This window comes from Shewanella sp. K8 (genome assembly GCF_028823715.1).
Classification (GTDB): domain Bacteria; phylum Pseudomonadota; class Gammaproteobacteria; order Enterobacterales; family Shewanellaceae; genus Shewanella; species Shewanella algae.
In genome coordinates this window covers 25,154-47,151 of the sequence record NZ_JAPEHY010000001.1, presented here as the reverse complement: position 1 = coordinate 47,151, position 21,998 = coordinate 25,154, and the positions used below count along the sequence as shown (strand labels likewise).

Genomic DNA, 21,998 nt, shown 5'->3' with positions numbered 1-21,998 from the left:
TCAGACCTCCGACTCGCAGTCAAACCACTCTTTATATTTACGATCCAGTGTTTTGCGAGACACTCCCAACACCCGGGCTGCCGCCGACTTATTGCCGCCGTGGGAGTCAACCACGGCCGTGACATGGTCTTTTTCCACATCCTTGAGCGCCCAGTCGTGGGGATAGCCAGGCTGGGCATTCAGCTCGGCCTTGGGCTGTTCTTTCCAGTATTCCGCCGGTGGCTTACCGAGCAGAATGCAGCGCTCTATCATGTTACGCAATTCGCGGATATTCCCAGGCCACTGATGTTGCTGCAGTTTGAGCAGGTCTTCATGGCTCCACACCACCTCTTTCACCCCGAGCTCTGCAGCCAACTGGCGGGTAAAGTGATGGGTCAATTCCACCACATCATCCGGTCTTTCCCGTAATGGCGGGATAACTATGTCGAGTACATTGAGACGGTAGAAGAGGTCGCGGCGGAAATGCCCGGCTTCCACTTCATCGGCCAGCTTACGGTTGGTTGCCGCTATCACCCGGACATCAATATTAACTTCTTTTTCACTGCCAACCGGACGAATCGCCTTTTGCTCCAACACCCGCAGCAAGGCCGTCTGCATTTTCAGCGGCATCTCCCCGATCTCATCGAGGAAGATGGTGCCTCCGGAGGCAAAGCTGAATAGACCTTCGCGATTGCCTTTGGCACCGGTAAAAGAGCCAGCGGTATGACCAAAGAGTTCACTCTCCAGCAGCTCGGGAGCGATGGCGCCGCAGTTAACAGGCACAAACGGGCCCTGACGACCACTGAGCAGGTGAAGTTGCCTGGCCACCAGCTCCTTACCCGTGCCGGACTCACCTTCGATAAGCACTACGGCATTGGTCGGTGCCACCCGCTCTATCACCCGCTTGACCTCCATCATGGCATCACTGTTGCCTATGATGGTGGAGGAATAGCCGCTGGACACTTCCCGGCGCAGCATCAGGTTTTCCCGCTTCAGCAAGCGCCGCTCGATGCAGCGATCGACCGCCTTCATCATCTGCTCCAGATGGAAAGGCTTCATGATGAAGTCGGAAGCGCCGGCCCTGAGTGCCTGAATCGCCACTTCCATATCGGCATAGCCAGTCATAAAGATGATGTCGGAGCGCCGCTCCTGATCATCCAGCGCCTCACGCCACTCAATACCTGAGCGGCCGGGCAGACGTATATCCACAATCAGCAGATCGAAGTGACAACGGCTGCGCAGTTGTTCGGCTTCTTCTATGCTGGCAGCGGTTTCTACCAGGGCAAATTTCTTTGCCAGCGCTTTGTTGAGGAAACTGCGCATACCGGGCTCGTCGTCGACAATCAACACGGACACGGCAGAAGGCATTGGCTTAGACTTAAGTGGCTTTTCTATCTGGCTCATATTGTCGGCTTCAGGACATTTTGACTCAATTGAAATAGATTCTATCATTGATACGGTAAAAATTGGTCACTATGAACCAGAGAAAAAGCCGGTTGGGACAATTTGTCTGATACTTATTTACCAAGCTTGGGATCCAGTTCACATATTGGATCCCTCAATATCGGTTTATAGCAAACATTCGTTTTTGGCACCCAAATTGCTTTAATGGGTGCGAGTACAAGGCCGTGGCCCGCAGGCTTATGGGTTAGGCCCACTTATTAAAATCACGCCAAGGAGCAATAATGTTGAACTTGAAACAACTGCTGGGTCTTGCCATTGCGGCAGGCCTGATGATCTCTGCCCCGGCTTCCGCTCAGGAAACCATCAAGCTGGCCACTACCACCAGTACTGAAAACTCAGGTCTGCTGGGTTACCTGCTGCCAAAATTTGAATCTGAATCAGGCTATAAGGTACAAGTGATTGCCACAGGTACAGGTAAGGCTCTGAAACTGGGTTCTCAGGGTGATGTGGATCTGGTGATGACTCACGCTCCTGGCGCAGAAGCCAAGTTCGTCGCCGACGGTTTCGGTGTTGAGCCTCGCGGCATCATGGAAAACGACTTTGTTATCCTTGGCCCCAAGAACGACCCTGCCAAGGCCCGTGACAGCAAAAATGCCGAAGAAGCCTTCGCCAAAATCGCCAAGTCAGGTGTACCTTTCGTATCCCGTGGTGATGACTCAGGTACTCACAAGAAAGAGCTGATCATCTGGAAAGCCGCCAACGTGACTCCAGACTTCAAAGGTTACACCTCTGTAGGTCAAGGTATGGGCAAAACCCTGCTGATGGCCAACGAACTGCAAGGTTACACCCTGTCTGACCGTGGTACTTTCGTGGCTTACAAAGCCAAACTGGACCTGGGCATCGACTTCGACGGCGGTGCCACTTTGGCCAACCCTTACCAGGTTATCCTGATCAACCCTGCCAAATACCCTGATCTGAATCACAAAGGTGCACGTGCCTTCAGTGATTGGTTGATTAGCAAAGAAGCACAAAGCATGATCAACAGCTATAAAGTTCAAGGCGAACAACTGTTCAAGGCAACTTACGGCAAATGAGTGAAGGCTGGTTAGCCCTTATACAGCAGGCCCTAGGCCTGCTGTTTTCCAGAGACCCTGAAGTCTGGTCTATTATCTCCGTCTCTTTCTCGGTATCTTTCGCGGCGCTGCTGATCACCTTACTGCCGTCCATGATACTGGGGTTCGCCCTGGCGTTTGTGCAATTCCCCGGCCGCTGGCTGGTAACCAATCTGGTGCAAACCCTGCAATCCATTCCCACTGTGGTGGTAGGCCTGTTGGCCTATTTACTGCTGACCCGTAACGGTGCCCTGGGTGATCTTCGCTGGCTCTTTACCCAGAAGGGGATGATCCTCGGGCAGATGATGATCTGTGCCCCGGTACTGATAGCCATGAGCCATGCCGCCTTCACCAGTGTCGACCGCCGCGCCTGGGAAACCAGCCGCACTCTGGGCGCCAGTTGGACCTCTGCCATCTGGGTGGTTTGCCGCGAGCTGAGAGTACCTCTGTTACTGGCGATTATCGCCGCGTTTTCCCGTATCATTACTGAAGTCGGCTGTTCCATGATGGTTGGTGGCAACATAGCCCATGTCACCCGTAACATTCCCACCGCGATTTCACTGGAAACCAGTAAAGGCGACTTTGCCCAGGCGATAGCCCTTGGCTTGGTGCTGCTGGTGCTGGCATTGATACTGAATTTTGCTCTGGGTACTCTGCGTGGCAGGGCCAATCCCAGAAGCCATTAGGACGCTTGATGATAAAGCTGATAGCCCAAGATCTAGAGATGCGTTTTGGTGAACGCCTGTTATTTCGCACCCGGCAACTGGAGTTTTGCCAGGGCGAGGTCATCTATCTGCAAGGTGATAATGGCTGCGGCAAAACCACTCTGATGAAGCTGCTGGCCGGTTTACTCAAACCCAGTGCCGGTACCATCTATACCCAAGGATTTCCAGCTGCGCCCTGGTGGCGACGCGATACCTTGCTCGGCAAGGCTATTTACCTGCATCAGCACCCGTACCTGTTTGAAGGCAATGTCAGCTACAATCTGCAACTGGCGCAGAAATACAGCTGCCTGGATAAGACCGAACAGCACACTAGGATGCAAAGCGCGATAGAACATGCCCAGTTGGGGCAACTGCTCAAGACCAACGCCTCAACTCTGTCCGGCGGTGAACGGCAACGGCTGGCACTGGCCAGAGCCTGGCTGTTGAAACCCAAGTTACTCATGCTCGATGAACCCATATCCAATATGGACAGGGCATCGCAGCAAACCGTTTTTGCTATGATTGCCGAATTGAAGCAACAAGGCACAGGACTGCTTATCAGTAGCCACCAGCACTCAGAACTAACGGCACTTTGTCACCAACATTGGCATATAGAATCACAACAACTGACAACCTCAGCCAATTTGACCCTGGCCACGGAAGAACTGCAGGAGAACAACTATGTCGCAGCGCATTGATGCGGTGATACTCGCCGGAGGCATGGCAAGGCGTATGGGCGGAGAAGACAAAGGCCTGGTGGACCTGCTGGGGCGCCCCATGATTGCCCATGTTATCGACAGGGTAAAACCTCAGGTGAATCAGATCCTGATCAACGCCAACCGCAATCAAACACGTTATGCTGAGTTCGGTTTTCCTGTCATTGCCGACCTGGAACAGGGTTATCCCGGGCCGTTGGCGGGAATGATCAGCGCCCTGGATAAGACAGATGCCGATCTGCTGTTGGTGGTGCCCTGCGACTGCCCTTTGCTGCCCAAAGACCTGGTCGAGCGTATGGCGCAAAAGCTGCAGGCGTCAGAGGCGGATCTCGCCGTGGCATCCGACGGCGAGCGGGAGCAGCCGGTGGTTATGCTGCTCAAACCGACGGTGAGGGATTCGATGCAGGCCTTTCTCGATTCCGGCAGGCGCCGTATCGATCTCTGGTACAGTGAACACCCGGTAGTGGTTGAATCATTCGCCGATCAACCCAGCGCCTTTATTAACGTCAATACCAACGAACAAAAACAACAACTCGCGGCGGAAATATCCCAAGCTTAAGAGGTTTTTATGAGCACTGTCTTTACCAATCCCCTGTCCATTCCCGTGTTGGGCTTCTGTGCCTACAGCGGCACAGGCAAGACCACACTGTTGAAGCAGTTGATCCCTGAGCTGAATCGTCGTGGTTTGAGACTGGCAGTGATCAAACACGCTCATCACAACTTTGATATTGATGAGCCGGGCAAAGATAGCTATGAAATGCGCAAGGCCGGCGCCAGACAGATGTTGGTGGCCTCCCATGTGCGTTGGGCCTTGATGACGGAAGATCCGCTGGACAGAGATCCGGACCTGCTGCATCTACTCGGCCAGTTGGAACAGGACAAGGCCGATCTGGTGTTGGTGGAAGGCTTCAAGAAACTGGCGCTGCCCAAAATTGAATTACACCGAGCCGCCCATGGCAAACCCTTTATCCATACCGAGGATCCCAATATCCTCGCAATAGCCTGCTGTGATGAAACCAAGCTGCCGGGAGAGATCCGCCGCCTGGATCTCAACAATGTGGCGCAAATTGCTGATTTTGTGCAGCAGTATGTCCGCGATTATCGCCCCGAATCCAAGCCCTCTGCAGCAAGAGCCCTGCCCTTAAGCGCCTGTGAGCTCGGCAGTGAACAGAATCTGTCGGTACGTCAGGGCATCGACCATATCCTGGAGCAAGTCAAACCCGTCACAGAGACAGAGCTGTTGACGCTCGATGAAGCCGACAATCGTATTCTGGCCCAGGACGCCATATCACCGGTGAACGTACCGCAGCAGACCAACTCGGCAATGGATGGTTACGCCTTCGCGTTTCAAGACAATATGTCACAATCCTTTGAACTGAAAGGAGAAGTGCTAGCCGGTCATCAATATTCTGGCCAGTTGCAGCCGGGTGAAGCGGTACGAATTATGACAGGTGCGCCGGTTCCTCTTGGCGCAGATACCATTCAACCCAGAGAGCTTGCCACCGAAACCGATGGCAAGGTCAGCTTCAGTGGCAAAATCTATCGCGGCCAGCACGTGCGTCTGGCGGGTGAAGATATAGCCCAAGGTGCCGTGGCCCTTGGCAGTGGCACACGTTTAGGCGCTGCCGAACAAGGCCTGCTGGCTTCACTGGGACTGTTTGAGATGCCCCTCAAACGCCGCCCCAGAATTGCCGTATTTTCCACCGGCGATGAAGTCAGCCAACCCGGCACTGAGCTCAGGGCCAACTGCATCTACGACTCCAACCGCTATACCATCAAGGCGATGGCCAAACGCCTTGGCTGTGAAGTGCTGGACTTGGGGATCATCGAAGACTCGGAAGCCGTTCTGAGCCAAACATTGAGCCAGGCGGCGAATCAGGCCGATGTGATTATCAGCTCGGGCGGGGTGTCCGTCGGCAATGCCGATTATATCAAGACAGTGCTGGCCCAGCTGGGGGAAATCAACTTCTGGCGTATCAATATGCGCCCGGGACGCCCATTGGCGTTCGGTAAGATAGACCAAACATTGTTCTTCGGCTTGCCCGGCAACCCTGTGGCCGTGATGGTCTCTTTCCTGATGTTTGTTCAACCGGCATTGCGTAAACTGGCCGGCGAACCAAGCTGGCAGCCAAGACTATTGCCGGCGATTGCCGATGAAGCCATGCGCAGCCGCAGTGGCCGCACCGAATTCAGCCGTGGCATCATGACCCTGGGAGATGACGGTCAATTGCACGTACGCACGACCGGTGCCCAGGGCTCAGGCATGCTCAGCTCCATGGTCAAGGCCAACTGCTTGGTGATCATCGGCGAGGCCGATGAACGCATAGAGGCGGGTGAAACCGTCTATGTACACCCGTTTGCAGACCTGCTCTGAGGCTGCCCTTGAACAGCCTGAGTGACGGCTTTGGCCGCAAAATAGAGTATCTGCGCCTCTCCATTACCGACAGGTGTGATTTTCGCTGCATCTATTGCATGAGTGAAGATCCCTGTTTTCTGGAGCGGGAACAGGTACTGAGCCTGGAGGAACTGGCCTTTATCGGCCGCGCATTTACCGAGCTTGGCGTCAGCAAGATACGCCTCACCGGCGGCGAACCCTTGGTACGCAGTGATTGCGACCGCTTGGTGGCGCAGCTGGCGGCGCTACCCGGGCTCAAGGATCTTTCCATGACCAGCAACGGCTCCAGGCTGGCCAAGCTGGCTCCGGCGCTGAAAGCCGCCGGCTTGAACCGCCTTAATATCAGCCTGGATACTCTAAAGAGCGAACTCTTCACCACCCTAACCCGTAACGGCAAACTGGAGCGGGTGCTCAAGGGCATAGATGTCGCCAAAGCAGCCGGCTTTGACAGGATCAAGATCAACGCCGTGATCCTCAAGGGACGCAACGAAAACGAAATTATCGATCTGTTGGAATATTGCCGTCAAAAGCAGCTGGACATCGCCTTTATCGAAGAGATGCCTCTGGGTGTGATGGAAGAGCGTTCTCTGCCAAGGCACATGAGCAGCAGTGATGTCAGGGAAATTATCAATCAACGCTGGCCACTGAGCCTGTCATCCAAGCGTACCGGCGGCCCGGCACGTTACTACAGTATGGCCGACAGCCCTATCCATATAGGTTTTATTTCACCCCACAGCCATAACTTTTGCCATGAGTGCAACCGGGTCAGAGTCACGGCCGAAGGTCGTTTGCTGCTGTGCCTGGGGAACGAACACTCACTGGATCTGAAGCAGATCATCCGCAGCCATCCTGGTGATATAGACGTATTGAAGCAGGCTATCTTCGAGGCGATTCAACGCAAACCCAAAGAGCATCACTTCGACGATCCCAATCAAGTGCAGATCCTGAGGTTTATGAACAGCACAGGTGGCTGATACCTGCCACCGTGCTACACTGGCGATTCGACCTCAATCAAACTATTTTTGCCCATGGCACTGACCCGCAAACAGTGGAATAACATCATTATTCTGGCCTCCATCCTGATGGTGTCGGTACTGACCTTGCTGGATAAACGCATGAACTCAGTGCCCGATACCCGCGAACTGTTTGACAGCCATACTGAACTGCAGCAGCTGCAACTGGGCGGGATCTGGTTGGCACAGGCCGCCAATGGCCAATGGCAGTGTGATCCCAAGGTGCTCAATTGCGCCGACTGGAGTCAAGCCTGGCTCAGTATTCGGGTATCACCATTAGCCAGTAAGCCTGAACTCACCCAAGATGAGCGGCCACGAGAGTTGCTGTTGAAAGTCAGCGGCGCTGCCGAGCCACAACTTTGGCTGTTCTACCCCCATCAGGGACTGCTTAAATCTGCCGCCGGGAACTGGTATCTTATTCCCCCTAGCCTCAGAAGTGGTGTTATACCTCTGCTGAGTGTATCCACAAGCTGATAGAGCAGAGAGCCTTATGCCAGAATTGCCGGAAGTGGAAGTGACCCGCCTCGGGGTTGCGCCGTATCTTGTTGATCAGACCGTCAGTAACCTTATCGTTCGTAATCCTTCGCTGCGTTGGCCGGTACCCGAAACGGCCCGCAATATCATAGGACAGACCATCAGAGCCGTGCGTCGCCGCGCCAAATACCTGCTGCTGGATACAGATGCCGGTACCTGCATAGTGCATCTTGGGATGTCCGGCAGCCTGCGGATTTTGCCCCATAGCACACCAGCTGAGAAACACGATCATATAGATTTGGAATTGGAAAACGGCCGGGTGCTGAGGTTCAACGATCCGCGCAGATTCGGTGCCTGGCTCTGGTGCGAGTTGCCGGAAACGGCTCATCCGCTGCTGGCCAAACTGGGGCCCGAACCTTTAACGGATGCCTTCAATGTCGAGCAACTGCAAGCGGCGCTCAAGGGCAAGAAGAAGGCGATAAAACTCTGTCTGATGGACAATGCCATTGTGGTGGGTGTAGGTAATATCTATGCCAACGAAGCCCTGTTTGCCGCAGGGATCCACCCGCAGGCCGAGGCCGGTAAAGTGGATAAAGAGCGGCTGACAGTGCTGGTCGCCGAGATAAAGCTGATCCTGGCCCAGGCCATCAAACAGGGCGGCACCACACTGAAAGACTTCACCAATGCCGAAGGTAAACCGGGTTACTTTGCCCAGAAGCTGCATGTCTATGGCCGCGGTGGGGAAACCTGTACCCAATGTGGCCATCTGTTATCCGAAATACGCCTGGGACAACGCACCACAGTGTTTTGTAGCCTGTGCCAAACGCGCTGAAGCACAATCACTCCCGCATCCACTGTCCCGGGTGCGGCGTGTGGTAACTGACCATGGTCTTGGGGGCCTGACACTCGGGCAAACTCGCCGAAGCCCCAAGTAAATACCACTCCTCTCTGTGGGCCGTGCCCATGTTCTGGCCCTTGTTCATATCAAAGCATTCAAGCGTTATCTCACCGGGAACCAGGAGATAACGTTGCTTACCTTGTTGCAGCCACTGCCAGGCCCTGCGCTCCTGCTCGGCGGTGGAAGCCAGATAACTGAAGTGGGTAATACTCATGGGAGAAAACAGAATAAACTGCTCCTTAAAGCGGATCAGCCCAAGCTCGGCATCTTCACCTATAACCTCGGCAGTGTGCTGCATCAAGGCCTTGGGAGTACGTATTTCGTCGAGCAACAGATAGCCCCAGCTACTGACCAAGGCCCAACCAAGAATAGTCACCACACCGGAGCGGAGCAGCGAAGGCTGTTTCCTTAACCACCAGAGCAAAATAAGCCAGGAGGAACCGAGCACCATAAACAGATAACCGATACCTGTGAGATCATCGGTATAATCAGCCAGTCTCTCGAGCAATTTGGGATGGTGCAGCAATGCCAGTACGCCCAGAGTCAGCAGCAAGACACCCAACAACCACAACAGGGCGGAAACCAGGCGCTCAAACCATAGACACAACTGTGCTCCCTGCAGCGCTGCTGCAATGGCCAGCGCGGCCATCGGCAGTGCCGGCAAAATATAGACATTACGCTTACCTGGGCTGATGCTGAAAAACACCACCACCAGCAAGACCCATAACAGCAAAACGGCAATGCCTGGGTCAGCCTTGATAGCTGCCCAGAGTCGCTTTCCGTAAGCCAATGCCAATAGGGGCAGCGGGAACCAGAGCCAGGGAATGACACTGAAAACAAAGAAATACCAAGGCTTGATATGATGCCAGGCGTTGACGTAACGCTCACCCGTCTGCTTAAACAGAATATTGTTCATATATGCCAGGTGTTCCGGACTGGCAGATGCTTGAACCGTCAGCACCATGGGAACCAACCAGAGCGCAATTACGGCCAGCATAACAACCGGCCCCAATACTATTCGCCAGCGCCAACTCTCTCGCCACAAGCCCTTTTGCCAACTGTACACCCCCAACGGCAACAACAGCAGCAAGGGCAGAAAACCAACTCCCTTGGTGATAACTCCCAGCCCCATAAAGCCCCAGGCGGCAAAATACCAGCCCCAACTGGGTCCCTTGAGGAAATGGCGCAGCAAGCCATAGCACCCTAAAGTTATCCAGCACATCACCATGGCATCTATCTGGGCATTCTTGGCCTGCATCAAAAACTGCGGCACCAACATCAGTAGCAGAGCGGCGTTGCGCCCGGTGCGAACATTCCACAGCCTCGCGCCCAGATCGTAGACCAGCATCACGGTCAGCAAACCACACAGGGCATTGGGCAGTAAGAAAGCCAGCTTGAGGTCTCCAATCAAGGCGTAACAAAGTGCTATGGCCCACATGAAAACCGGCGGTTTGTCCGGATAGAATTCGCCACCACGGCTGGGAAACAACCACTGACCGCTGCTGACCATTTCTCTGGCGACTTCGACAAATCTAGGCTCGTCGGCAGGCCAGGGAGAGCGGAATCCTATTCCCAATAACATAATAAACAGGGTCAGCCAGAACAGTGCCCAAAACACTTTTGTGTAATCATCACTATCAAAGTAGCTACGCAGCCAATTCATCAAAGCCCCTGTTTATCTGTAACCAAATCATCCACCTGACGGCTCAGACGATTACGGTAAAGGTAAGTTCCTATGGCGCTGGAAAGCAGCAATAACACCAGGCTGATACCGAGTTGATACTGATCAGACAAGCCCAAGCCGGCTCCCGCATAGGCAAAGATCAGCATCTGCGGCAGGTAGCCGATGAAACTGCCGATTAAGAACCCGCCTGCAGGCACCCTGGTTGCCCCGGCGAAGAGATTGGTCAACAGGTTGCTGCCAACAGGTAACAGTCTGATCATTAAAACTTTAAGCCAGGTGCGATGAATGATCAGCCGTTCAAAACGTTGCAGCCGCGACCCAAAGCGCTTCTGTAGAAACTCGCGCACCGTCAAACGGGCACAATAAAAGCTGAGGAGACAACCCGCCAAGGCGGCAAAGGTAGAAAACAGGGCGCCCACAGCACCACCAAGCGCGAAGCCGAAAACAAATGCGATGATCTGCCTCGGGCCGCCCACTGCGGTAAACAGAGCGCCCACTGCAAACAGTAACGCCACTCCGGCAGGCCCTTGGCGGTGAATAGAGTTAGCGACCCAGTTACTGTCGGTGAGATGCTCAAACCAGCCGGCCTGAACGGCCAACATCAGCCCAAGCAAGACGGTGATCAACAACAGCGTCTTTAGCAGGCGCTTCAGTTTAGTCCCGGCGGCTGTATTCAATGCTGTCTATCTCGGCAATTTTGGCCCGGCGAATCAACCACATCACCCCGAGGATATCGACGATTCCCACCCAGAGTCGATTCCAGGCGGTATATTTGGAAATACCGGCTTGTCTGTCTCTGTGATTAACCACAGAAATACGCACATCACCGCCCATACGTCGGATAAGCGCCGGAATATACCTATGCATATGGTTGAAATAGGGGAGTTTCAGAAAACTGGCTCGCGGAAAGAGCTTAAGACCACAGCCGGTATCCGGAACGCCATCGTGCAATAAGGCATCGCGTACTCTGTTGGCAAAACGGGATTGAAAGCGTTTCCAAGCCGTATCTTTACGGTGCTTTCGATAACCAGCGATGCAAAAATCAGCACTGTTCATTTCCGGGATCAGCCGGATCATGGCGGGAATGTCGGCAGGATCATTTTGACCATCGGCATCCAGGGTCACTATATATTCCCCCTTGGCCTCGCGCACACCTGTGCAGATAGCCGTGCTCTGGCCTGTACTGCGTTTATGGCGAATAACTCTGGCATCACAGCTGTTTTGCTTTGCAGTTTGCAACACTTCGTCGGCAGTACTATCGCTGCTGCCATCATCTACAACCAGAATTTCAAAAGGGGTTGTCGTTGCCAAGGCCTGACAGATCTCATTAATGAGAGGGCCTATATTGCCGGCTTCGTCTTTGGCGGGTATTACGACTGAAATCAAAAATAAGCTCCCGAGTTCCAAACTTGAAACTGATTAAAAAACAACCTACACATGAAGTAGGTCTGGATGCAATATAGCTATAGTTTCTTAAGGCCAAATTACGTCAATGCCGTTTTTCACGCAATCATTCTGTTTAAATTTGGTAACATTTTTATTACAAGCATAAAAAAGCCGGCTAGGCCGGCTAAACTTGGTAACATCATTGTCTCGGGGATTAAAAAAGCCGGCTATACCAGCTTAGTTAAGCAGTTGTCACTCAGAACCTGTACTCATAACTACCAAACAAACTGGCATCGTTATCGTTATAAGTTTCAAACTCTGAACGGGAAGCTGTGCCACCAAAAGTCATCATCCCCTTCAGCAAGGGCATACGATAGCTGAGTTCCAACATCAGCAAATCTTCCTTGGCGGGTTTGGGGGCCCAACCATTATTTCGGTTTTTACCGTCTTTGTTGAGCTGAGCATAGCGCAGGTAGGCGTTAATACCATGGCTGTCGGCAAATTGACCCACCAAGCCCAGAACGTAGACCTTGGCATCGCTGTCATAGGTAGAACCCAAGGAACGTTTGTAATAACGGGAACCACTCAGATAAGTGCTGTGCTCATAGAAACAGTTGAACACATTGGGATCTCCGCCACAGGCAACCAGAGTATCCGTATACTCAAAGAACAGCTTATATTGCTGCTGCGCCAGGTTGAAGCGGGTATCGGCACCCACCAGCACGGCGCAGTCGGCAATCTGCCATGGCGCCGAACCGCTGGAGTCTTCACAGGTGCGCTCCAGATAGAGACCAAAAGGCACATTAAACAGGGTATCGGCATAACGAACGTCGAAACCTGCCATCTGGTTACCTATCTTGGTATTCATTGAAGGGTCGCAGTTCGGGTCACCATCAGCACACTCGGTTCCACCGGAAATAGCATCCCAGAATGAACCAAAGCCGCAATCCTGTCCCTCTCCACAGAATTGTGTGGTCCAGGAAAGGCCTATTTCCAACTGTTTGAAGGGCCTGACACTGCCGCGCATGTTCCACAGCAGTGTGTCTTCAACGGCTCTGTCGTCATTCATCCAACTGACACCTGCGGTCAGGGTCCAGGGGCCAATCCAGGATAGCCAAGGGGTTTCAAAACCCGCAGCATTATTACGACTGAGCATGACTGACGGCATAGGGCGGGCATTGTTTGACTTGTGCAAAGCCGAATCAAACCCAGGGCCCCACCACTGCTGCACTGCACCCGCAGTCATTATCCAGTTGCCCAGCACCAGCGCCATGTAGGAGTCATCCAAACGTGCACTCTCATCATCCTGGGCGTCATAGGCGCCGGTTCCCGCAGCCTTGAAGGCAAAACGCTCTCCGACATATTCATATGAGGCGCTCAGTTGGCCCTTTTCACGGTAGTCAGAGCCAAAATGTTGAAACCGGGCGGCATCCGTGGCTGCCGTCGCCTTGATAACAGCATTGCCGCGATTTTCTATCGCCTGACGATAGTAAAAATTCACTCTGGAAAAAGCATCAGTCAACGCAGGAGTGAGGGTTGCCGGCTCAACCTTGGCCAAATCGGCACCGATACCGGCCCACATCAAGGGGTAAGTATTAACGGGAACCGTGATCACCCCGGCATCAGCCAGCGCCTGAATATCGGCTCTCAAATAAATGTCTGAACTATCGACCCAAGGTGCCGCATGGCTCGCAGCGCTCATACCCAGGCCTGCAGCCAGCATCAGGCTCTTGTACAAAAGACTTCTCATTAACTTTAACTTCCTTGCTTTTTGACTCGGGCAACCAAAGCCTTGGCAACATCCGGATGAACAAACTGGCTGACATCGCCGCCATGCAGCGCGACCTCTTTAACCAGGGTAGATGAAATAAACGAGTTTTCTTCCGCCGGAGTCAAAAAGACACTCTCCAGTTCTGGGTGGAGCCGACGATTCATATTGGCTAATTGAAACTCATATTCGAAATCAGAAACCGCGCGCAGCCCACGAACCAGTACATTGGCGCCTTGTTCTTTGGCAAAATCTACCAGTAGCCCGGTAAAACCAACCACCTCCACATTATCCAGGTGCGCAGTCACCTCATTTAGCATGGCGACCCTTTCTTCCAGAGTGAAGCAAGGCTGCTTGGATGGACTGGCTGCCACGCCTATTACCAAGTGAGAAAACAGTGCCGCGGCACGTTGAATAAGATCCGCATGACCATTGGTAACGGGATCAAAAGTTCCGGGATAGATGGCGCGTGTGAGCATAAGGATACCGACGTAATATTACTCGAATACAGAGGCCAGATCCTAACCGCTCGCACTGTGTTTGTGAATACGTATTAGGCGTCCACATAACGGCTTACGGCTCAAGCCAACCCCAGTCAATCCTCTACGACCTGAGATCTACCCAACTTTTGTGCTTGGTAACGTCCTTGTGGCCTTCTCTTTTGTAGAGAGTGGCTTGCACAGCATTGGCGTTCAAGGCATCTGACTGAAAGCCTGCCTAAGTCGGATAACGCAGAGAACCGGTTGCGGTGTAAGCCAGAGTGCCACGAGGACTTGTTCGCACCTTCCCTAAGGCTTCCATACACTGAAACCCTTTATGACTACATAAAATTGAGAGTGATGTAACGAGCGGAATACTGAAATATAAGCCACTGAACCTATGACTTATTATTCATGAAAGTGCGAATAAGTCCTCGATGCTTCCTACGTGTACTACATCAAATAACGCCGAAATCCACTATCGATATAGTTAACCCGGAATAGCATTCGGCCATGGAGAATAATAAAAAGTATTTTACCATGACAGAAAGCATCGAAACCCAATCAACAATTACAGTATTCACGCCCCTAAAAACAAGGCAAAAATCAAACCAAAAAAAACAACAAACAACAAACAACAAACATAAAAAAACAACATCATTATCTTATTAAAAACACCAAGACTTTATTCCAGATATAAATTTTGAATTAGTTGTCTTGGCTAACTAAAATGCCGTCTTCAGCAATATGTTTGGGTCAGGTCTGATGAGTAAGTTAAGAGTAGCACTTCTGGTTGATGAGTATTTTGGTGGAGCCAAAACAAAGTTTGGGGGATATGGTTTTCTTGCCCGTCATTTGGTTGCCAAATATCTGCCCGGCGACGATATTGATGTCGAAGTGCTGCTAAAAAAAGACTGTGGTAAAGTCAGGCTCATTCCCAAATGCCATATGATAGACGGTATCAAAGTCTATAAATTAGCCGCCAGGGCTTTCGATTTTATTAACTATTTGTTCTTGAAAAAAAAGCAATATGATGTCTTCCTGTCTATTGAAATGACGACTCACTCATATCGTATATTCAGCAAGGCCCCTGGTAAAAACAAGAAGTTGCTGTTTTGGATTCAGGATCCACGTCCCACTTATGAATGGGATGAAATAAATACCGTCAAGCTGTTTCCAGAACCCTGCTATTGGGATCAACAAGTCTATGATTTTGTACATCAATACGCTAAGACGGGCAATATTCGTTTTATCAGTCAGGCCAGATGTTTAGACCAAAAAGCCAAAGACTTGTATCGCCTGCCGGCAGATACCGAGATTCAGTATCTGCCCAACCCTATTGAAATAGATGAAAATTTCGACCCGGATTATCATCAAAAACAAGACAATATTTTGTTCCTTGGCCGAATAGAATCAGTAAAACGCGGTTGGTTGTTTGCCGAAATTGCCCGAGCCATGCCGCAGTACCAATTCTACATGTTGGGGCAGGCACATAGACAGGCCGATGAGAACAACGCCGTGATGGCCAAGTATCAAGACATACCCAACCTGCACTTTGTCGGTCACGTTGAAGGCGAGCGTAAAAATCAGCTGTTGAAAGATGCCAAGCTGCTGGTCAATACCTCTATTCATGAAGCCTTGCCCGTGTCATTTCTCGAAGCCTTGTCATACGGAACCTTATTGGTCAGTTGTCAAAACCCGGATGAATTGACCAGTCGCTTCGGCATTTATACCGGCAAAGTTTTGGGGGATGGCTTCGACAAATTGCCGCTGTTCATCGAAGGGATTGAGCAGTTGCTGCAGAGTGAAGCCAAACGCCAGACTCTGGCCAAGGAAGCCATTGCCTACATCAAAAAGGTGCACCATCTGGACAAGTTCAAGCAAGATATGTCCAAAGAGATACGGGCACTTAAGTCCCAAAGCCGGCAAGTGCAAAGTCCGCATGCAACTGGCTCAGCCTGGCCTCGCACAGTACAATAAGGTTTTTATCCTATTGGGGCAGAGATGAAACGACTCATAGTCGACCTTGACGGCACCCTCACTCAAGGTGACAGCAAGGATTACAGCGCGGTGTCACCGCGCTTGGATGTGATAGCCAAATTGCGTGAATATCAGGCGCAGGGGTTTGACATTGTTATCTCCACCGCTCGCAATATGCGCACCTTTGAGGGGAATGTTGGCAAGATCAATATTCATACCCTGCCGGTGATCACCGCTTGGCTCGATAAGCACCAGGTTCCCTACGATGAAATTCTGGTGGGTAAGCCGTGGTGTGGTCATGAGGGTTTCTATATTGATGACCGGGCGATAAGACCATCAGAATTTGCCAAGTTGAGCCGGGAGCAGATAGAAGAGTTACTGGCGGACGACAAAGCATAGGGCCAAGCATGTATCTGATAACTTCTGCAGCACTCGTGGCATCTGAACTCCAGTCTGAATTCGGGCCACTGCCGCCCTGTTTTTTACCGGTAGGCAATAAACGGCTGTTTCACCATCAACTGGCCCTGCTTCCCGAGGGAGCGAGAGTGGTGATGACACTGCCAGAGGGTTTTATTCCAGGACCCTATGATACCCAGACATTGGCAGAAAAGCAGGTAGAACTCCTGTACCTGCCGACTCACTTGAGTCTGGGGGAGTCGATAGTCTATGCCCTCAATCTGCTGGAATTTGCCACAACCGAGCCCTTGTATGTGCTGCATGGAGACACCTTGTTCGATGCCCTGCCACAGACCCCGGATCTGCTCGGCCTGAGTCAAGTTGAAGACAACTATGATTGGGCCGAATTCAATCCGGATACCGGTATGCTCAATAAACACCATAGTGATCAGCCACCATCCAGTGAATTGATCGCCAATGGTTTTTTCAGTTTTTCTGCACCAAGAGCCCTGATCCGCCATATCACCCAATGCAAGTGGGACTTTATCGCCGGACTCAACGGCTATATTGCCGAAAAAGGCCTCACCCCCGAGCGCTTCGAGCATTGGTATGACTTCGGCCACAGTCATACTTACTATCAGTCCAAGAGCCGAATGACCACCCAGAGAGCCTTCAATGAGATGTCGATTCAGGGACAGGTGGTCAGTAAATACAGCCACAAAAAGCGTAAACTGGCTGCCGAGGCCAACTGGTACACTGAACTACCAGGGCCGCTGCGCAGTTATATCCCACAATTACTCGGCACCCAGGAAACCACTGAATCCTTTGGCTACAGCATAGAATATCTGCATCTGACGGCGCTCAACGAGCTGTACGTCTTCAGCCAACTGCCGGCTTTTGCCTGGCGTAAAATACTCAGAGCCTGCAGCCAGTTTATTAAGGATGCCGCCAATAAAAAGGCGCAACCCAAGCCGACCCTGGATGGCTTGTTTATGGCCAAGACCCGCTCACGCCTCAAGGAGTTTGCCAAGCAAACGCCGCTGGATCTCCACCAGCCCATCGTTTTTAATGGTCAACTCAGGCCCAGCATCTATCAACTGGCCGAAGCGACTCAGGCGCAACTTCCTGGTGACAGTGGTCAACTCAATGTGCTGCACGGTGATTTTTGCTTCAGTAATATTCTCTACGACTTTCGCACCTGTAATATCAAGGTGATAGATCCTCGCGGCATAGACGGCGACGAGCAGCAAACTATATATGGCAACAGCCTCTACGACATCGCCAAACTGGCCCATTCTGTGATGGGACTGTACGACTCCATTATCGCTGGCTACTTTCGGGCGCAGCTCGATGGTCAAGCTCTCAACTTCGATATTGCGGTGACGGAGAGACGGGAACAGATCATGGCCGACTTCACCCAACTGATGGCCAGTGAATTCGGTGTCAGCGAGAGCCAGCTCTACGCCATGCAGATCCAGCTATTTCTGTCCATGCTGCCACTGCACAATGACAGACCCGACAGACAATTGGGCTTTATCGGCAATGCCTATCGCCTGTATGATCGCCTGCAAAGCTGCACAGGAGCCCAATTATGATAGTCATCCCCATGGCCGGACTCAGTTCCCGTTTCTTCAAAGCCGGCTACCAGGAACCCAAATATATGCTGCCGGCCCATGGCAAGCCTTTATTTGACCATGCGCTGCTGAGTTTCAGCCGCTATTTTGCGACCATGCCGTTTCTATTTATCGTGCGCGATGTCTATAACACTCCTGAGTTTGTTGAAAAGCGCTGCCGGCAACTGGGGATCAAAGATTACCGTATCGTCTCGCTCACGGAAGCGACTCGAGGACAGGCCGAAACCGTCTATTTGGGGTTAACGGATGTCGACCCGCAAACCCCGCTGACCATCTTCAATATCGATACTTTCCGCCCGGGCTTTAGCTTTCCTGCCATCACAGAGCATTGCGACGGCTATCTTGAAGTGTTCAAGGGTGAAGGCAGTAACTGGTCATACGCCAAACCTGCCGCTGTAGATTCGACGCTCGTCGTTGAAACCGCAGAAAAAAGGCCGATTTCCGATCTGTGCAGTACAGGTCTGTACTACTTTCGCCATGCCGCCGATTTTTGCACAGCCTATACCCAGGAGGCCGCCAAGCCCGCCAGCGAGTGGCAAAAGCAGGAGCTGTATATAGCGCCTTTATACAACTACCTGATAAGTCAGGGTAAGCAGATCCATTACCATCTGATTGAACGCGATGAAGTGATTTTTTGTGGTGTTCCTGAAGAATATCTATCCCTGCTGGCACAAGCCGATTAGCCAGGCTCCTTTCGACGACAATTCAGACGCTTAATTATGGCAATCAATTTCAGCGATATCACAGTGGTAGTGCAAGGCCCGGTTCAAAGCTACCAGGAAAGGGCCCAGGAAACAGGCATTACCCATAAGTGTTTGCAAAGCATCAGAGAGCACCTGCCCGGTGCCAAGATTATTCTCTCCACCTGGGAGGGGCAAGATTGCAGTGGGCTGGAGCCGGATCTGCTGCTACTCAATCAGGACCCGGGTGGCAACATAGTGGCCTATGATGCCGCCGGCAAACCGCAAAAACTCAACTTCAACCGCCAAATTGTCTCATCCGCCGAAGGGCTTAAACGGGTAGAAACCCGCTATGCCGTCAAACTGCGCTCGGACAATTTCCTGACCGGCAACGGTTTTGTGGCAGCCCAGGGCAAGTATCCCGTTCGCAATGCCGCCGACAGCTATTTCCAGGAAAGAGTCGTAGTCAATACCAGCTACTTTCGGCGTTATGCCGAAGGGCAGAGAGTCGTCAGGCACCCGAGTGACTTTTTCCACTTTGGGCTCAAGGAAGATCTGTTGAAGATATGGGACCTGCCACTGTTTGCCGATCTCGAATACGACCCTTCGAGAAGCGGTCAGGCGCAATATCATGGCGCCCCTTTGACCTGCCCCCATGCAGAGCAGATTTATTGTGATATCTGGCTGAGACGCCTGGATCCCGCATGGCCCAAGCTGGAGCACAGGCACCATTTTGATGCTGCTATGGATGAGCAGTGGGATAGATTTATGGCTTCCAATCTACTGGTGCTGGAGCCTGAGCAGATTGGGCTTGGTCTGATAAAGCGCTTTATCCCCAAGAACAAGCGCCCCAACGAGATGAGTCATCTCGACTGGCAACTGCTCTACCAGCACTATTGTGACCCTAAGTTTCCGGCTTCCAAACTGGCCCTGTTCAGTACTCTGGGATGGCGACGCATGCTGAAAATGCCTTTCAGCTACCTCAAGTTCAGACTCGGTTAACGGGTTCCGGCAAATAGCCCTTGCACGCCAGAGAGCAGGCCGGGTTCGTTCGTACAATCCTAAATAAAAAGGGCCGAATCAGCCCTTTTTTAATCTTTGTTACTCTGAGTCCGGCCCGTTGAGTAATGCCAGATATTGCTCAGCAACCCGCTTGGCACCCACCTGCTGCAGTATCTCGGCCGTAGCACAGTCCGGATAATCATTCAGCGCCGCATCCATGGCCTTGGCCAGCGCAGCAGGTTCCCTACGGGGTACCAGATAACGGCTAAACTCCCCGGTTAAGATCTCTTTCGGGCCATGACGACAATCGCTGCTCACCACAGGGGTTCCCACTGCCAGTGATTCAATCAATACCGTTGGCAGGCCTTCATAGTCGGAACTGAGCACCAACAGACGGGCATTTTTGATCCAGGGGTAGGGGTTGGTCTGGAATCCCGGGATGATCACCCTGTCGCTGACCCCAAACTTATGCGCCGCCTTGAGTGCCTTCTTCTTGTTGTTACACAACAATACCAATGGCATAGGGTTTTTCATCTGCTTCATGGCAGCAAAGAGCACATCGTGGCGTTTCTGCCGGGCAAAACGGCCGACATGGATCATATAATCCCCTGTCGGCATATCTGCTGGCACTTGTTGTGACAAGGCCTGGATCTTGTCCAGCTCAAACGGATTGTAAATAGTCTGCACCGAAGCGGGCTTGATCCGGCCCACTTGCGTTATCTCCCCGGCGATCCCTTTGGAAACCGTCACCAATTTCTGGCCATTGAGCGCCTTCTTGGCCTTGAGCATACTCAGGTAGGCAAATGGCCCCAACTTGCGCTGCCTTTGCAACTCCTCTTCAATCGAGTTGTGCACTATGCAGTAGAGTGGCGCCACACAGGCGCGAGTCATCAACAGGTTGGTCTTGTCCAGATTGGAGAGAAACAACTCGAATGTGCCATATTGCTGCTGTAGTTGTGCAATCCAGCTCTGCACTCTGGCAACCGATGATTTCAGGCGCCAGAAACTGTCGATATTGCGCTCTTTGGCATCGAAACAGAAATGCACCGCCAGGGCGGCGGGCACTTCGTGGTGACAGTCATTATGCAGCACCAGCAGATGAGGCTCGTGTCCCATCTGCTTCAAGCTTGTGGCCAGCGTCAGCATTACTTTTTCGGCGCCGCCACCGGCGAGACTGTCTATGGCAATGGCGATTCTTCTGCCTGTCATGCTTGATTCTCCAGCAACGCCTTAAGCGCATCTATAGTGAGCTGTAGCCCGTTCATGTCCGGTTCTGCGGCCATGGCTTGTTGCAGCTTCTGGTCCATATCCGGCGACAACAGGGCCTGTACTGCCGAACCCATCTGTTCGGCCTCGGCCTGCAGCACCAACCCCTTGTCTGAACAGACACGAATTCGCGCAGGCTGATCTTTGGACACGGCAACCGCCAGGGTATTTTTACGCAGTGCTATGGCCTGCAGCAGGGTATCACCGCCACTGAGAACCGCCGCACGCGAAGCCACCAGCAGATTGATAAAGTCGGCATTGGCCAACGAGGAAATAGCTATAACTCCGGGAGCCTGCGGTAAATCCTTGGGATAATTGGGGCCAAACACCATCACCACAGGGATCCCCGAGGCTTGGTAACAAGCCTCGGCGGCGGCAAAGAAGTAATCGGCTGCCAGCTTGTCATTGAGTTTATGGCCGCCGGAACCGGCGTTGAACAGCAAAAATTCGCCCTCATTCAAGCCATACTGTTGCAGCAAAGTCTGCTGCCGCGCTTCATCCGGCGGGGTAAATACAGGGCCGATACACACAGGTTCCGGCTTACCAATTAGCTTTAGCTTGATACTTTCCCAGGCGCTGATAGGGCCGATAACAAACTCAGGCTGTACGACCAAGTGGCTGTCTGTGACCCTGGCGCGACCTATTTTCATACCCCGGCTGCGCTTGCGCTTGTGCTGGCTGAAGAAGATCACCTTGGCGCCCAAGTTGTGGGCATGGCTCAGTTGTGACTTACGGCCTGAGGCGTCAAACAGCACCACATCGGGAGCAAACTCATCCATGATGCCGTTGACCGCCTTGACCTCCTTGGTGGGCGTCCGGGCCAGCAAATCTGCCGGATAGGGACAAGTCTTGGCGTAGGGAGCTTCCCGGCTGAGAACAAAGCGAATATCCGCCTGTGGCCAAACCCGCTTCACTTCATCGGCGATGATCAATGAGCGCATATACTCACCCATGCCTTCGGCAGAAGACACGGGCACAAACAAAAACTTTACTGCGGATTGGGCTGTCATAGGCTTATTCATAGACTG

Annotated in this window: 21 protein-coding genes; 13 read left to right on the top strand and 8 right to left on the bottom strand. The window is 52.4% G+C overall.

Features of this window, described 5'->3' with window-relative positions; translation table 11 throughout:
• Positions 1–1,383 (bottom strand): sigma-54-dependent transcriptional regulator, encoded by a 1,383-nt coding sequence (locus ON072_RS00215; protein ID WP_025009087.1) that lies wholly within the window; start codon positions 1,381–1,383, stop codon positions 1–3.
• 281 nt (positions 1,384–1,664) lie between these two features.
• On the opposite strand from ON072_RS00215, the gene ON072_RS00210 reads away from it, so the two are divergent.
• From ON072_RS00210 to mutM, 8 genes are read left to right on the top strand one after another with little or no spacing between them, the layout of a single operon-like run.
• Positions 1,665–2,477: a substrate-binding domain-containing protein gene (locus tag ON072_RS00210; protein WP_045283803.1), complete on the top strand. Its 813-nt coding sequence runs from the start codon at positions 1,665–1,667 to the stop codon at positions 2,475–2,477.
• The gene (locus tag ON072_RS00205; protein WP_025009085.1) at positions 2,474–3,181 is read left to right on the top strand and encodes an ABC transporter permease; all 708 of its coding nucleotides are present in this window, start codon (positions 2,474–2,476) and stop codon (positions 3,179–3,181) included. The genes ON072_RS00210 and ON072_RS00205 overlap by 4 nt, the downstream gene beginning before the upstream one ends.
• Positions 3,182–3,189: 8 nt before the next feature.
• Positions 3,190–3,897 carry an ABC transporter ATP-binding protein gene (locus ON072_RS00200; protein WP_208164460.1) on the top strand — a complete coding sequence of 236 codons (708 nt, stop codon included), beginning with the start codon at positions 3,190–3,192 and terminating at the stop codon, positions 3,895–3,897.
• Positions 3,881–4,474 carry a molybdenum cofactor guanylyltransferase MobA gene (mobA, locus tag ON072_RS00195; RefSeq protein WP_025009084.1) on the top strand — a complete coding sequence of 198 codons (594 nt, stop codon included), beginning with the start codon at positions 3,881–3,883 and terminating at the stop codon, positions 4,472–4,474. The genes ON072_RS00200 and mobA overlap by 17 nt, the downstream gene beginning before the upstream one ends.
• Before the next feature lie 9 nt (positions 4,475–4,483).
• Positions 4,484–6,289, top strand: a complete 1,806-nt coding sequence (locus ON072_RS00190) for a bifunctional molybdopterin-guanine dinucleotide biosynthesis adaptor protein MobB/molybdopterin molybdotransferase MoeA (protein ID WP_261752881.1) — start codon at positions 4,484–4,486, stop codon at positions 6,287–6,289.
• Positions 6,290–6,297: 8 nt separating this feature from the next.
• On the top strand, positions 6,298–7,284 hold the full coding sequence (moaA, locus tag ON072_RS00185) for a GTP 3',8-cyclase MoaA (protein ID WP_208143357.1): 987 nt from the start codon (positions 6,298–6,300) through the stop codon (positions 7,282–7,284).
• A gap of 54 nt (positions 7,285–7,338) precedes the next feature.
• Positions 7,339–7,797, top strand: a complete 459-nt coding sequence (locus ON072_RS00180; RefSeq protein ID WP_101053244.1) for a hypothetical protein — start codon at positions 7,339–7,341, stop codon at positions 7,795–7,797.
• Positions 7,798–7,813: 16 nt separating this feature from the next.
• Complete coding sequence (mutM, locus tag ON072_RS00175) at positions 7,814–8,629, top strand: bifunctional DNA-formamidopyrimidine glycosylase/DNA-(apurinic or apyrimidinic site) lyase (RefSeq protein WP_208164462.1); 816 nt, start codon at positions 7,814–7,816, stop codon at positions 8,627–8,629.
• A gap of 7 nt (positions 8,630–8,636) precedes the next feature.
• Here the strand turns inward: mutM and ON072_RS00170 are convergent, their stop codons facing one another.
• From ON072_RS00170 to coaD, 5 genes are all read right to left on the bottom strand, one after another.
• Positions 8,637–10,358, bottom strand: coding sequence for an ArnT family glycosyltransferase (locus tag ON072_RS00170; protein ID WP_208164463.1), 1,722 nt, complete (start codon positions 10,356–10,358; stop codon positions 8,637–8,639).
• On the bottom strand, positions 10,358–11,032 hold the full coding sequence (locus ON072_RS00165; protein WP_208164467.1) for a TVP38/TMEM64 family protein: 675 nt from the start codon (positions 11,030–11,032) through the stop codon (positions 10,358–10,360). The genes ON072_RS00170 and ON072_RS00165 overlap by 1 nt, the downstream gene beginning before the upstream one ends.
• Before the next feature lies 1 nt (position 11,033).
• A complete protein-coding gene (locus tag ON072_RS00160; protein WP_025009080.1) occupies positions 11,034–11,765 on the bottom strand; it encodes a glycosyltransferase family 2 protein in 732 nt (243 codons plus the stop codon).
• Between the two features lie 256 nt (positions 11,766–12,021).
• A complete protein-coding gene (locus tag ON072_RS00155; RefSeq protein WP_107006321.1) occupies positions 12,022–13,515 on the bottom strand; it encodes a capsule assembly Wzi family protein in 1,494 nt (497 codons plus the stop codon).
• Between the two features lie 5 nt (positions 13,516–13,520).
• Positions 13,521–14,012: a pantetheine-phosphate adenylyltransferase gene (gene coaD, locus ON072_RS00150; RefSeq protein WP_025009078.1), complete on the bottom strand. Its 492-nt coding sequence runs from the start codon at positions 14,010–14,012 to the stop codon at positions 13,521–13,523.
• A 765-nt stretch (positions 14,013–14,777) separates the two neighbouring features.
• Here coaD and ON072_RS00145 point away from each other — a divergent pair.
• Genes ON072_RS00145 through ON072_RS00125 form a run of 5 tightly spaced genes read left to right on the top strand, consistent with a single transcriptional unit; the run spans position 14,778 to position 19,704 of the window.
• Positions 14,778–15,992 (top strand): glycosyltransferase family 4 protein, encoded by a 1,215-nt coding sequence (locus ON072_RS00145; protein WP_144158265.1) that lies wholly within the window; start codon positions 14,778–14,780, stop codon positions 15,990–15,992.
• Between the two features lie 24 nt (positions 15,993–16,016).
• Positions 16,017–16,391 carry an HAD hydrolase family protein gene (locus tag ON072_RS00140; RefSeq protein WP_025888998.1) on the top strand — a complete coding sequence of 125 codons (375 nt, stop codon included), beginning with the start codon at positions 16,017–16,019 and terminating at the stop codon, positions 16,389–16,391.
• Positions 16,392–16,426: 35 nt separating this feature from the next.
• Positions 16,427–17,983, top strand: a complete 1,557-nt coding sequence (locus ON072_RS00135) for a phosphotransferase (protein WP_208128807.1) — start codon at positions 16,427–16,429, stop codon at positions 17,981–17,983.
• Positions 17,980–18,705 carry a glycosyltransferase family 2 protein gene (locus ON072_RS00130; RefSeq protein ID WP_025009076.1) on the top strand — a complete coding sequence of 242 codons (726 nt, stop codon included), beginning with the start codon at positions 17,980–17,982 and terminating at the stop codon, positions 18,703–18,705. Before ON072_RS00135 ends, ON072_RS00130 begins: the two co-directional genes overlap by 4 nt.
• Before the next feature lie 36 nt (positions 18,706–18,741).
• Positions 18,742–19,704: a WavE lipopolysaccharide synthesis family protein gene (locus ON072_RS00125; RefSeq protein ID WP_208172860.1), complete on the top strand. Its 963-nt coding sequence runs from the start codon at positions 18,742–18,744 to the stop codon at positions 19,702–19,704.
• A 99-nt stretch (positions 19,705–19,803) separates the two neighbouring features.
• Here ON072_RS00125 and ON072_RS00120 read toward each other — a convergent pair whose 3' ends face one another.
• Both ON072_RS00120 and ON072_RS00115 read right to left on the bottom strand, forming a co-directional pair.
• Positions 19,804–20,913, bottom strand: coding sequence for a glycosyltransferase (locus ON072_RS00120; RefSeq protein WP_093981680.1), 1,110 nt, complete (start codon positions 20,911–20,913; stop codon positions 19,804–19,806).
• Complete coding sequence (locus ON072_RS00115) at positions 20,910–21,980, bottom strand: hypothetical protein (protein WP_208164464.1); 1,071 nt, start codon at positions 21,978–21,980, stop codon at positions 20,910–20,912. Before ON072_RS00115 ends, ON072_RS00120 begins: the two co-directional genes overlap by 4 nt.
• Positions 21,981–21,998: the final 18 nt, after the last annotated feature.